At 42.4% G+C, this 12,410-nt stretch carries 13 protein-coding genes; 2 read left to right on the top strand and 11 right to left on the bottom strand.

Features of this window, described 5'->3' with window-relative positions; genetic code table 11:
• Window positions 1-38: 38 nt before the first annotated feature.
• From GKO22_RS00445 to GKO22_RS00400, 10 genes are all read right to left on the bottom strand, one after another.
• Complete coding sequence (locus GKO22_RS00445; RefSeq protein WP_166332186.1) at window positions 39-1,145, bottom strand: efflux RND transporter periplasmic adaptor subunit; 1,107 nt, start codon at window positions 1,143-1,145, stop codon at window positions 39-41.
• Between the two features lie 12 nt (window positions 1,146-1,157).
• Window positions 1,158-2,486 carry a TolC family protein gene (locus tag GKO22_RS00440; RefSeq protein WP_166332185.1) on the bottom strand — a complete coding sequence of 443 codons (1,329 nt, stop codon included), beginning with the start codon at window positions 2,484-2,486 and terminating at the stop codon, window positions 1,158-1,160.
• The gene (locus GKO22_RS00435; RefSeq protein ID WP_166332184.1) at window positions 2,483-3,076 is read right to left on the bottom strand and encodes a TetR/AcrR family transcriptional regulator; all 594 of its coding nucleotides are present in this window, start codon (window positions 3,074-3,076) and stop codon (window positions 2,483-2,485) included. The genes GKO22_RS00440 and GKO22_RS00435 overlap by 4 nt, the downstream gene beginning before the upstream one ends.
• Before the next feature lie 118 nt (window positions 3,077-3,194).
• Complete coding sequence (locus tag GKO22_RS00430; RefSeq protein ID WP_240920074.1) at window positions 3,195-3,605, bottom strand: c-type cytochrome; 411 nt, start codon at window positions 3,603-3,605, stop codon at window positions 3,195-3,197.
• 29 nt (window positions 3,606-3,634) lie between these two features.
• The gene (locus tag GKO22_RS00425; protein WP_166332182.1) at window positions 3,635-4,291 is read right to left on the bottom strand and encodes an SCO family protein; all 657 of its coding nucleotides are present in this window, start codon (window positions 4,289-4,291) and stop codon (window positions 3,635-3,637) included.
• Between the two features lies 1 nt (window position 4,292).
• Window positions 4,293-4,745: a transposase gene (locus tag GKO22_RS00420; RefSeq protein ID WP_166332181.1), complete on the bottom strand. Its 453-nt coding sequence runs from the start codon at window positions 4,743-4,745 to the stop codon at window positions 4,293-4,295.
• A gap of 10 nt (window positions 4,746-4,755) precedes the next feature.
• Window positions 4,756-5,247 carry a DUF4442 domain-containing protein gene (locus GKO22_RS00415; RefSeq protein WP_166332180.1) on the bottom strand — a complete coding sequence of 164 codons (492 nt, stop codon included), beginning with the start codon at window positions 5,245-5,247 and terminating at the stop codon, window positions 4,756-4,758.
• A 238-nt stretch (window positions 5,248-5,485) separates the two neighbouring features.
• The gene (locus tag GKO22_RS00410) at window positions 5,486-6,133 is read right to left on the bottom strand and encodes a uridine kinase family protein (protein ID WP_166332179.1); all 648 of its coding nucleotides are present in this window, start codon (window positions 6,131-6,133) and stop codon (window positions 5,486-5,488) included.
• A 4-nt stretch (window positions 6,134-6,137) separates the two neighbouring features.
• Window positions 6,138-7,007: a LysM peptidoglycan-binding domain-containing protein gene (locus GKO22_RS00405; protein ID WP_166332178.1), complete on the bottom strand. Its 870-nt coding sequence runs from the start codon at window positions 7,005-7,007 to the stop codon at window positions 6,138-6,140.
• A gap of 9 nt (window positions 7,008-7,016) precedes the next feature.
• Window positions 7,017-7,769, bottom strand: coding sequence for a hypothetical protein (locus GKO22_RS00400; RefSeq protein WP_166332177.1), 753 nt, complete (start codon window positions 7,767-7,769; stop codon window positions 7,017-7,019).
• A gap of 39 nt (window positions 7,770-7,808) precedes the next feature.
• Between GKO22_RS00400 and GKO22_RS00395 the strand changes: the two genes are divergently transcribed.
• A complete protein-coding gene (locus GKO22_RS00395; RefSeq protein ID WP_166332176.1) occupies window positions 7,809-9,164 on the top strand; it encodes an NfeD family protein in 1,356 nt (451 codons plus the stop codon).
• A gap of 434 nt (window positions 9,165-9,598) precedes the next feature.
• Here the strand turns inward: GKO22_RS00395 and GKO22_RS00390 are convergent, their stop codons facing one another.
• Window positions 9,599-10,816, bottom strand: a complete 1,218-nt coding sequence (locus tag GKO22_RS00390; protein WP_166332175.1) for a hypothetical protein — start codon at window positions 10,814-10,816, stop codon at window positions 9,599-9,601.
• A 120-nt stretch (window positions 10,817-10,936) separates the two neighbouring features.
• Between GKO22_RS00390 and proS the strand changes: the two genes are divergently transcribed.
• Complete coding sequence (gene proS / locus GKO22_RS00385; protein WP_166332174.1) at window positions 10,937-12,409, top strand: proline--tRNA ligase; 1,473 nt, start codon at window positions 10,937-10,939, stop codon at window positions 12,407-12,409.
• Window position 12,410 lies beyond the last annotated feature (1 nt).

Raw genomic sequence — 12,410 nt, 5'->3', positions numbered from 1 at the left:
CTTCTGAAATCATATTTCTTTCTTAAATAGAGATTGATTTACTTCTTATCAACCGATAGTTTGTCGCCTTCGGATACACCTTCTGCACCGTCTACAATAACTTGATCACCCGCCTTAAGTCCACTCAATACCACTACTTTGTCATCGAACTTGGTGCCCAGTTGTATTCCGTTAAATACAGCAGTACTGCTGTCGCTTACAGTGTAGACACTTGTTGCACCTAATTGCTCTAATACGGCACGTAGCGGGATGACTAATTGTTTTTCTTGCGATGTGTTTGCCAAACGCATCGTAAGATTCATACCGGCGCGCAAACGGTTATCAGCATTGGTAAAACTAGCGCGCACACGTAGTGTACCGGTCGTACGATCTACGCTGCGGTCAACCACAGCTATCTTTCCTGACTCTGGATATATGCTGCCGTCGGGCATACGAATGTGAATTTCATCTTGGCTCCCCGTTCTTTGCAACTCCAAAATACGATCAATATCTATTTCATTGATTTGAAACTCAACCGCTATCGGACTGCTTGTAGAGATCACATTCAGCAGCGTATTACCCGCATTCACGTAAGCACCATGCCGTACCTGCGATATGCCTATGGTTCCAGAAAATGGCGCATAGATTGTGGAACGGCGTAAGTTTGTACTCGAAGTTTCATAAGCTGCTTTAGCGGCTTGTACTTGGGCTCGTTGATTGTTCACATCTGTGGCAGCGTAATCTAGCGTTTGGCGAGCAATTGCATCGTTTTCTGCTAGTTTCTCATAGCGTTTAAGATCTTTCTGAACACGGTCATATTCCGACTCCGCAATGGCCACATTTGCTTTAGCTTGCTCCACTTCCGCACTATAACGAGTACGGTCGATCTCATAAAGCATTTGTCCCTTCGTCACGAATGCACCATCGCTTACTGCAATGTTGGTAATATATCCAGAAACCTCTGCCAGAAGCTCCGTTTCTTGTAGCGGAACGACGAAGGCAGGATACTCTTGATATCCCGTCACGATTTGCTCTTCTACTGGAAGAACATTCACATTACGCTCAGATGCGGCGCCTTTAGCTGCTTCTTTGTTATTGCTACCACAAGACTGCCAAGTCACGGTTGACCCGATTAATAGCAGAAAGTATATCGTCTTTTTATTCATTTTCTGATTTGGTTATTGAATTTGGATATTGCCAAGTGCTCGTTCTACATCAATTTTGCTTGCAAGCAAGAGATACAATGCGTTCAAATAATTTAGCTGACTAGTGCGTAAGTCTGTCTCGGAGGTCATTAACTCCAAGTAAGTTTTGATGCCTTCATCGTACTGGAGCTTTATGATATCATAAACTTCTTTTGAGATCGTCACATTCTCCCGACTTACTTTCCACTCGTTCATATAGGCTCTGTAATTTGTAATAGCTTCAGAATGTTCAGCAGCAATAACATTTTTCATGTCGGCCATATCCCATTCTAATTGCTGTTCTTGCAGTTGAGATTTGCGAATTTCGTGTTGCCTTCTGAATCCCTGAAATACTGGGATGGATAGATTGAGACCTACCGACGACTGTGGAAATCCTCTACGATACAAATTGCTAAACTCACTGTTGAAATAATTCAGTTGGTAGTTAGCTACAGCATTAATCGTAGGTAAAAACTGCCACTTTTGAAATTGAGTATTGAGCTCTTGCTCTCGTTTCATGTTAGTTATTTGGCGGTACTCGATCCGGCGTTCTTCGTTTAAGACCTCAGTGGTATCTAATAGTACTTTTGCCTCTAAATCTTCTTTGTTTAATGACAAATCTAGCGGGTAAGAGGGGGGTAATGCCAGTAGCTGTTTTAGAAAATCATATTTATATTTTCTAAATTCATGCGTTCTTTTGAGTTCTGCCTGTGAGTTGTTCAAAGAGATTTGTGCTCGTTTGTAATCTGTCTTGTCGACTATGCCTACCTCATATTGCGCGTGCGCATCGGTGTACTGACGCTTAATTCGAATAATATCTTCTTGAATAATTCGTATTTGTTCCTCGGTGGTAAGGATATCAAAATAAGCTTTACTGACATCAACCACAGCACTAATCTTTTCTTCTTCTACAGTTTGTTTGTATCGCTCGCGAATGATACTGGCAGATCGAGATGCAAGCATCAACTCGGGATTGAGTATAGCTTGGGTTGCTTGCGCGCCAATATTACTGGTGTTTTGCTGCCCCATCTGGATAAGGCGATCGTCAATAATAGCCGTTGGGATTTGCAAGAAGTGGTTAACTGTTCCACTGGCGATTACTTGCGGAAAATAACCAGATAACGCGGACTTGATTTCTTTCTCTCCGATTTCCACACCTAGGTGCGCTCGTCTAATGGTGATTCTATTTTCTAAGGCATAATCAAGCAGTTCCTCCAATGTCGGAGTTGAAGATAATGTAGCGGTAGTTTGCTGCCCATAAACTACGATTGATGTAGCGCTGAAGCATATCGCTAAGATGAAATATTTTAATGCGCAGCTCATAAAATTTCTTTTTTAAGTGATTTCCAAACAAGTTCTACCATTTCATCTAGTTGCGCTTGGTCAATTGTCGCTTTTCCAAAAATAATTGATTTGACATAAGATACGGCTACCCCCGTAAACGCAGCATTTAGTATCTGTAAGCTCGTATCTTTTAACTGATTTAGCTGGACACCACAGGTTAGGAAGCTTTGTATATTCATAGACCCGTCACCACATTGCTGTTGTTTCCTTACACGTTCCATTTCATGAAATGGGGAAGAGTAAAATTGATTCATGAATCGAAAGTAAATGGGGAAATCGGTATTAAATTGCACAAAACGCTTCCATACTATCTTAAAGTCCCGCTCGTAATGATCTTTGTCTGCAATTATTCCGTTGAAAATATGTCCCATTAATTTGGCTTTGCAGTATGCAAACAATTCCATAATCAAAGCTTCTTTAGAATCAAAGTAGTGATATATGGTGCCAACTGATATTTTTGCCTGTTGTGCAATTTGGCTCATCGGCGTACCGTGGAAGCCGTAGTCTTGTAAAAGAGCTAATGTACTCTGAAAAATAGCCTCTTTTTTGTCTGTAGATTGAACGTTCATTTGATGGTTTCAAATGTAGGTATTTTAACTACAGGTTGATTGTCAAAATCTCGTTATACTTGTTCGATAGAAATGATTCGAATCCTAGAGAATCACTTACTGCCGGTTAAAAGTAGGTTTACTTATTTATTTTGCCTAAAGAAATGGATTTTTTGACTTCTTCCAGACTATATTTTTCTTTTGCGTCGCCAAATCGCAGCGTCACGTAAGTGAGTACGTAAGCGATATCTACATCAGTGAGATCGGGTATGCCAGGCATGACCTCAGAGAAATATTGATTAGATATTTTAATGGAGTCTTTTATTCCGAAGCGGACTATTCTTGGAAGTAGATCCCGATTATCCTTGAGATAATCGGGATCTGTCAATGGCGGATAAAGTTTACCCAGTCCTTCACCTTGCGAACCATGACAGTTTTGACAGTGTGCGCGATATACTTTTTCGCCATTGGTTACATATTGCATCGTTTTGATATCGTATGTAGACTGGCAACTATGTGCCAGCTGTAACACTACTATCAATGCACTCATCAGTGTAAGTACGGTGGCGATATGTCGCATTAAGAACTTGGGTTTTGTTCTTCTAATAATATTTTAAGATCAGCTTGCAATTTACTTACTTGCTCATCATCTGTACCATCGTATGCTCCTCTTATACGGCGATCTTTATCAATTAATACGAGGTAACCTTGATGATCGTAACCGCCCGGGGCATTCGCGTCCTCTGCTGTGTATACCAAATACTTTTCGGACATTCCATAAATATCGGCTTTGCTACCATTCACAAATTGCCACTGATCATTGTCTACTCCCAGTTTAGTAGCATATGCTTTTAATATATGCGGTTGATCGTATTTGAAATCGATGCTGTGTGACAAAAATGCAATCCGATCATCACCTTTGTACTCTTCATAGACCTTCAACATATTGCGCTGCATAGTCGGACAGATGCTGGGGCAATGGGTAAAGAAAAAGTTGGCCACATAAATCTTATCCTCAAAGAAGGCCTGCGTAAGCGTGGTACTATCCTGATTAATAAAAGTAAAATCGGGAATGGTTTGGTAAATCGTATCGATCACGGTCTTGCCGTCGACCGTACGTTCAACGGGTTCGCGGTGTCCATATATCGGAAGAGTGGTTTTAGCTTGATCACAGGACGCTAAGCCGAAGCCTAGGATCGCGAGCAAACCATACCCTAAGTTGGTTCGCAGTGTCATATTATTTCGTGTAGCCTTTCATTTTATCTTCAATCTGTTGATTGACTTTTTTAAATTCAGCCCGCATTGCTTGGATATGCTCTACTTCGCTTTGCTGATAAGTTACATCAAGGCTGTCTAATCTATAGTTGCGCATCCAATCCATCATGCCATCGGTAGCAGATTCAATATCGCCTTTGAGAGCCACTAGTTCTGTGCGAATTGCGGCCGTATCTAATTCAGCATCTTGATCTTTCAACACAGAAAGGCCATTCAATATCGAATCAATCTTTACAGATGTTTTATCAAATTTACTGATCTGCGGCATGATCTCGTCGTGGACCTCTATCGCTTGTGCCGATAAGGCTTTTGGGTCAGAATTATCTTCGGTCGTTTTGTTTTCGTTGTGCTGACAAGCAGTCATCATTACAGCTGTAAGGCTGAAAGATACCGCCCATAAAAAAGTTTTGTTCATAACGCTTTCTTTATGTTTCTGTTGTTGTATTATTAAAATCAAATTGCAAGTTGCGGATATATATTTCATTGCGTACGGTAGCGCAATGTAAGCCATCCACATCGAAAATATCTGTAGAAAAAGTCTTGATTACTTTGCCGTTTTGCAGTAGATCATTCAGCGCATCCTGCATCTGTACAGAATCGAGCTTTACGGAAAAATGAAGGCTTCTGTACCCCGGCTTTTTATACTCAATCTGCGCAGATTTAAGCCATGACACGGTTTTTGTCAAACCTTTGCTTCGGACGTAAGCGTCAATCAGTAGTGGATATATGGGATCTATGGAAGAAAAAATGGTGCCTCCGAATATGGATCCGTTACCATTAATATTGAATAGGCTTTTGCGTACAGCTACATCTGCGCCAGAGTATCCCTCACGAATGCTTTTGACCCATATCCGTTGAAAGAAGAACGGTGGATAGAAGCGAAGCACCCATTTTAACCTATTTGGTGTAACCCTCATGTTGCAAAAGTAACTTATTCTACATTACATTATGCGTAAAATTTCTTTTACCGGTCCGGACATTTTTTACAACGCTTTCCTTTTTTGTACTTTTTACAACATTTTTTAAAGTCGAAAATGCTATTAGCACCATAAGGATTAATCCCCCGCGTATACAGCTCATGTATATCGGTGGTGTTTAATACGGGTAATGAAATGAAGCTATCTTCGCTGTACATACGACAAAGTTACGATTATTCTATCGATTTGTATATAAGCCATCTAGCTTAACCTTCAACTCATTGACAATATCTCGCGTATAGTTATCAATGATTTGTGGATTGTCGGTATTGTTATGGATTACCAAGTTGCATTGCTCTTTGTAAGGGGCGAGGTAAGTATTGAAAGAGGGTATCACATGATTGACCCATTTGTACATGACATCATCATGGTCGTAACCTCTTTCTTCCAAATCTCTTTTCAGGCGCCTCTTTAGTGCTATTTGCTCATTAGCATCAATAAAAATACGGTAATCCAGCAGATTGTTCACCTCTTCGTAGTGAAAGATAAATAGGCCTTCGACCACCAATATAGGTGCGGGCTCTATTTTCAACATCTTGGGCTTTAGTTGAGGATTATTGAACGTATATTCTTCTTTCAAAATACTCTTTCCTTCAAACAGGGCGTTGATGTCATGATAAAACGCATTGCGGTCAATGGCTGTAGGTACATCAAAGTTGTACAAGCGATTCTCTTCTTGCGTTTTGGTATTGGCAGGGATATAATAATCATCTTGCGAAATCAGCGTCACGCTTTGTTTAGCAAAATGATTTAAAAAGCTATTTAAGAAAAATGTCTTTCCAGACCCACTACTTCCGGCTATGCCAATTACATAAGGTTTGTCCATAGGATTATTCGGTAGGGATGCCGTAAGTGATTTCGATTAGAAAGCGTTTGTCTACTGCTCCGATGTACGCTGCCGCAGATTTGGACACGACAACGATCGCATCTTGTGTCTGTGTATTTTCGGAGAACTTGCCTACCACCTTGGCGTAGGTTACACTTTTAGAAATCGGATTGGTAATCTTCAAAATAGTGCCTACCGGCGCTGTCTTATGCAAGGCTAGGTTGCTGTTGTTCTTTGTTTCCAGATTTTCCATCCATACTGCGATTCCTTTTTCAGAAGTTTCGCGTACACCGTATCTCCCAGCTTGGATGTTGCGTACGGGCACATCGTCGATTTTCTCTACTTCTGCCGGTGGTTCAATAGCAGCCACCGGTTCTGGCGGTAAGTTTCCATCAGGGATTCGCAAGATTTGTCCTTCTTTGAGGTTGTCCGATTTTAGCTTGTTTAAGCGCTTGATATCTTCGACGTTCGTTTGAAATCGTTTCGCAATGGCATAAAGTGTTTCCTTGGATCCGACTTTATAATCCGTTAGTATATCATCTGGTGATACAGATGGGGCGGTAGTCGAAGTCGTGCTAGAAAGCGATTGACGCTCTTCAGCGATCGTACTAGGTATACGCACTGTATCGCCAACTCGTAGACTTTTTTTATTATTGGCAGCCATGATATCATTGACCGGAATACTATAGGTACGACTAAGGGCATAATAGGTTTCCTTTGCCTTTACCTCATGGATAATATAGGTCTTGCCATCTACTGTTTCTGTTTTTTGTTCCATTGTGGTCTGCGCCTGCAATGCGGTAGAGCCACTAAGTAGGCCTATACACAGCAACAATAGGCTACTCCATCTCCGCTTCATTATCAATGCCATCATATTTTGCAATTATACTAAATACGAAACAATTTCATGTTTATTATCTGCCATAAAGAATAATTGATTGCCAACCTGAAAATAGGGTTGAGGAAACATTTTGGCAATTCCTGATTGTACGACGACTTCATCATGTATACTTTCTAGATCGCTCACAGCGATATGTAAGTCATATCCTGAGCTACATCGTGTGTGATAACACCAAAGATAAGCATTTGACAGTTTGCTAATCCACAGATCTTGCCGTTTATCGTCATCTGATAAAAAATCGGGAGGATTATCATAGGTTAATGGAAAACATACGCGGTTTTTTGGATAGCTGCGCAAAGTGGCGTCATTCAAGGCAAATACTTCACCTGTCTTGATCGCGATGAGCTGCTCTCCGCCCGAGGTAAACTGGCGATGTCGTACATGTAGATGATCTTCAACGACATCTAGTAGTACATATTCATAACTGATCAACACGGGTTTTTGTGTTTTGGTATTGATGATTTGAATTCCTTCTTTGGTGGGAGTTTGTTCACCGACTTTTTTTAAAATGAGATAGTCTTTTTGAATTCCTTCCATCGTCCATTCTTTTTCGTCAGGACTATATTGCATCTTTTCAGAACCATCTTCAAAGCGGAGTATATGATAACTGGGCATCGTCGTTTGCGAATCTCGGATCTCTACTCCGATTTCTTCTTGATATCCATTTACCTCTATCTTCCAGATATTCTCTATAAAATCTTTCTGAAACGCTTTTTTTATTGTATTTTTAAACATGTGTACGTCCTCCATTGCACGGTAAAAACGAATAATCTTATGAACAAATTTATGAAATTGACCTCGTTGATGATAATTTTCTTTAGTATCATCAGTGCGCATACCTATGGACAGCGGGTGTATGAATTCAGTGTAAAAGATGAAATCGGTCCTGGAGCCTGGTATATTACAAAGAATGCTTACGCAAAAGCACGTGCTGCTGATGCACAGTATCTTTTAATGGAGCTAAATACATTTGGCGGAGCGGTGAACTTTGCGGATAGCATCCGTACGCTGCTTCTGAATACGGATATGAAGACCATTGTTTATATCAATAATAATGCTGCATCGGCCGGGGCATTGATCTCTTTGGCTACTGATCACATATTCATGCATTCTGGCGCCAGTCTAGGTGCTGCCACCGTAGTAGATGGGTCGGGCGAAGTGCTACCTGAAAAATATCAATCGTATATGCGCGGGCTGATGCGTGCTACTGCTGAAGCGAAAGGTCGTAATGCGCGGATGGCCGAAGCATTCGTGGATCCAAGCATTTCTGTTCCCAGCTTAAAAGAGGATGGGAAGCTGCTAACGCTCACTGCTTCTGAATCGGTCAAAGCTGGTTTGGCGGATGCGGAGGTAAAATCTACCGAACAGATTTATGAAAAATTAGGTATTACTAACCCTGAAATTACGGTGCATCAAACCACGGTGGTAGATCGTATCATTGGTTTTCTAATCAACCCATTGGTGAGCGGATTTCTAATTATGGGCATTATCGGTGGTATCTATATGGAGCTGCAGACACCAGGGCTTGGTTTTGCGGGGGTATTGGCCGTAATTTGTGGGGGTTTATTCTTTGCTCCTTTGTACTTGCAAGGATTGGCAGATCACTGGGAGATTTTAATATTTGTGATTGGGGTTATTCTCATGGCGCTCGAGGTATTTGTCATTCCAGGGTTTGGCGTAGCAGGAATTTTGGGTATTATCCTTATGTTGTGTGGATTGGCATTTTCTATGGTAGCCAACGATTTTTTAGATTTTCAACTTTCAAAACCTGGGTTATTAATGGATTCATTTTTAGTGGTAGTAGGAGCAATGGTGTTGTCCATCATCCTCATTGTTATTTTTGGGAAAAATGTGCTGCGTTCTCCAGCATTCCGAAAATTGGTGCTAGCGGATGAGCAGCTGGCAGAAGGCGGTTATACTTCCTCCGTGCCCAAATTAAATTTGATCAACCAAATCGGTGTAGCAAAGACCGTATTGCGCCCGTCTGGCAAAATAGAAATAGAAGGCAATTGGTACGAGGCTGTAGCCATGGATGGATTTATCGATCTTGGTGAGAAAGTTTGTGTTATCAAACATGAAAACTACACCTTATTCGTGCGTAAGTATATCGAACCTACTAAGATCGTATAGTTGTTGATAAATTAGCTTCTATACACTGATCTAACTTTTACTATTGGTAATTGAATACAATAGGCAGTATTTGGGATGGATTTCCGAAATGCTGCCTTTTGAGTAGAATATGGAGCTGATTGTTCCGTTTATTGATAGTAAAACGATCGCCAAAAGCGATGCTCGAAACAATCTATCCTAGATCGTCCTCACCGCTAGAAGGTACAATACCACGATACCAACAGTTTAAAATTCCGTTTTTAGATTATTTCAGTACATTTCTCTGCTTTATGACTACATAGTGAAGTCTAATGAAATTACCGCATTTGAAAGCATGCAATAGCTTTTAATAGCCAAGCTTCATCTACAATAGAAAAGCCCTTCAGAAAGATCCGAAGGGCTTTAGTTATGATGTAAGTATCAAAGCTAAGCTTAGATTACTTCATATTATTAGATTAACGACCTCTACCTGAGCCGCCGCGACTTCCGCCGCCGCCGCCGCCGCCACGGCTAGCGCCGCCACCACCGCCGCTCATACTTCCGCCGGAGCTACCTCTACTCATGCTACTTCCAGAAGAAGTACGCGTTGGTTGTGAAGTTCCTCTATTTATTGTTGATCTCGCAGGAGGAGTTGCCGATCTCGGCGTTGCTGTTCTGCCCACTGTGCCACCAGCAGCTCTGCCACTTGATCCTTGCGCTCTACCAGCTGGTTGGCGTGTAGAACCTGTAGCTCCGCGACCAACTGTTCCCGTATTTCTAGATGGATTACCTGTTCTACCTACTTGTGAAGCCCCAGCACGACCCGAAGCATTTCCAGATGCACCGCGACTAATGCTTCCAGCACCACGTGATGGCGTTGTTGTAGCGCCACGTCCCGAAGCTGCACGGCCACTAGCTGTCGTAGCGCTTCGCGAACGACCTGCAGCTGTACCATTGAGTATTCTACCACTTGCATCGCGAGATACACCTCTGCCACTGGCTCTTCCGCTTGCAACACCTGCATTACTACCGTATGATGCACGACCGCTTGGTACTCTACTAGGACGATTTACGTAATAATTATTGCCATATCCGCCGCCCCAGCCGCCGTAGTATGGATGACCCCAAGAATTGTAGAAAGAGTTGAAGCCCCAAGGACCCCATCCGCCTCCCCAACCGAAGCCGCCACCCCAGCCCCAGCCGAAGCCACCGCCCCAACCAAAGCCCATGCGCCAAGGTGAACCCCAGCCGAAGCCACCGCCCCAGCCGAAGCCACCGCCCCAGCCGAAACCGCCACCCCAACCAAAGCCCATAGCACCATAACCCATCCAAGGATCGAACCATGGATCGTAATACATCATGCCTGGACTAGTATAGTAGAAACGATTAATGCGATTGGCGTACTCTAGATCACTAAACTCATCATCATAATAGCCACCCGCACCACCAGCGTACATTCCATCATCAGCATACGCTTCATCCATTACTTCGTCGCCATAGTAATCATCTTCATAATAATCACCCTGTGCGCTAGATACGCTTCCAGCAGATCCTGTATAATAATAGTCGGGGCTTTGATAGACTCCTCTGTCGCGTGATGCTACGCTTCCGCTGTAGCGTCTGCTAGAGCAGGAACTACTGATTAGCACAAGCATCACTGCCAAAATGCCGTAGTATAGTTGATTATGTTTCATGTTTCTCATCCCGTTAATCTTTCGATAATTTCAGTCCTAATTATTAACTTAGACCCCTAATTAGGGAGGGGGTTTAATCCGGCTCACTAAAATAAACATATTTTTCGATTCAAAGATTTTATGAGTAAGGGTATTACGAGTAGAGGCGAAGATTATTCGCAGTGGTATAATGATTTAGTAGTAAAAGCGGATTTGGCCGAACACTCTGCTGTTCGCGGTTGTATGGTGATTAAGCCGTATGGATATGCCATCTGGGAGCGCATGCAAGCGGTTTTAGACAAACGATTTAAAGAGACAGGTCACTCCAATGCTTACTTTCCACTTTTTATACCGAAATCTTTCTTTTCAAAAGAAGCCTCGCACGTAGAAGGTTTTGCGACAGAATGTGCTGTGGTGACCCATTATCGTCTGAAAAATGATGGCAATGGTAACATCATCGTCGATGAAGACGCTAAGTTAGAGGAAGAGCTGATTGTAAGGCCAACATCAGAAACCATTATCTGGAATACCTATAAAGGATGGGTAGAATCTTACAGAGACCTACCGATATTGGTTAACCAATGGGCGAATGTCGTGCGTTGGGAAATGAGAACACGCTTATTCTTACGTACTGCAGAATTTCTGTGGCAAGAAGGGCACACGGCTCATGCGACAGAGGCGGAAGCGATTGAAGAAGCAGAACGCATGTTGGACGTATATGCTGAATTTGCAGAAGGTACCTTAGCTGTACCAGTCATTCGTGGTCGTAAAACGGAGAACGAACGTTTTGCAGGAGCACTGGATACCTATTGTATAGAAGCCTTGATGCAAGATGGTAAAGCTCTGCAAGCAGGTACATCCCATTTCTTGGGGCAGAATTTTGCAAAAGCTTTTGATGTGAAGTTTACCTCCAAAGAAGGTAAATTAGAGCATGTATGGGCGACCTCTTGGGGCGTTTCTACACGCCTGATGGGCGCGCTTATTATGGCGCACTCAGATGATCAAGGCTTGGTATTGCCTCCTAAATTAGCGCCAATTCAAATTGTGATTGTGCCTATTTTCCGTACCGAAGAAGAGAAGCAAGCAATCGACAACTATGTGGATACTTTGTCCAGCGAGCTGAAAAGTCGCGATATTTCTGTCAAGTACGACGATCGCGATACCCAGCGTCCGGGCTTTAAGTTTGCTGAATGGGAACTAAAAGGTGTGCCTTTGCGTATCGCTCTAGGCGCTCGAGATATGGCAAATGGTACGGTAGAACTCGCTCGAAGAGATAACCAAACCAAAGAAACAGTTTCTCAAGAAGGGTTAGCAGATCATGTGGTAGCGCTATTGGATGAAATTCAAGAAGCTATATATACAAAAGCACGTACGTTCCGCGACGAACACATCACGCCAGTAGACAGTTATGACGAGTTTAAATCCGTATTGGATGGTAAAGGTGGATTTGTATCCTGCCATTGGGATGGTACAGTAGAGACGGAAAAACGTGTTAAAGACGAAACTAAAGCTACGATTCGCTGTATTCCATTGGATGTGAAGGAAGAGGAAGGTATTTGTATTTTTACAGGTAAGCCATCTCGCCATCGCGTACTTTTTGCTAAAGCATATTAAT

The sequence above is a fragment of the Sphingobacterium chungjuense genome (assembly GCF_011316935.1).
Lineage (GTDB): Bacteria > Bacteroidota > Bacteroidia > Sphingobacteriales > Sphingobacteriaceae > Sphingobacterium > Sphingobacterium chungjuense.
The sequence above is the reverse complement of the archived record's forward strand: the minus strand, read 5'-3'. Positions and strand labels throughout refer to the sequence as shown.